Here is a 683-nt window from a genome sequence, read left to right as displayed (position 1 = left end):
TTTGATGTGTTGCAGGATGCCGGGACGGTGTTGGTGGATGATGCTGCGGGGTCGACGTTGAATCAGGTGTCGGCGGCGCAGATGCGGTTGGGTGGGGATAAGAAGTTGCCGGGGTCGGCGGAGGTGAGTTTCGGGTCGAAGGTCATTTCGGTGACGGATGCGGCGAAGGGCTCGGTGTGGGCGTTGTCGCCGTCGACGGTGGGCGGTTTTGATGCGGAGAGTTCCGAGCCGGTGCTGGCGGGGTCGGCGGGGACGGTGTCGGCGGTGGGTGCCGATGACCGGATTTACAGTGCGGATCCGAAGTCCGGRCAGGTCACGGTSACTGCGGTGGATGCCGAGGGCGCRGCGACGGACGTGAAGTCCAGTACCTGGRAYGGKTTGAAGGGTGCGGGGGATCTGCAGCTGGCGGTGGTGGGGGATGCGCCGGTGGTSTTGGATGCGGGCCGGGGGARGTTGTTCCTGCCGGGCGGGCGTGAGCTGGCGYTGGCGGAGGCGCGGGACGCGAAGCTGCAGCTCTCGGGTCCGGGCGCGGATGCGGTGGCGGTCGCGACGCCGAAGGCGTTGCTGGTGCAGCCGTTGGATGGTTCGACGGCGAGGACGGTGACGTTTGGCGGGCAGGGGGTGCCGGCGGCTCCGGTGCAGCTGGGCGGGTGTGTGCATGCGGCGTGGTCGGGGGCGAACAA

General features: G+C 68.5%; 1 pseudogene. It reads left to right on the top strand.

Annotated elements, in window-relative coordinates:
* Positions 1-683: pseudogene (locus tag AC1DF4_RS19155) on the top strand (Ig-like domain-containing protein); the annotation flags it as partial.

It is taken from the genome of Arthrobacter sp. 05N429, from assembly GCF_056397045.1.
The sequence above is the reverse complement of the archived record's forward strand: the minus strand, read 5'-3'. Positions and strand labels throughout refer to the sequence as shown.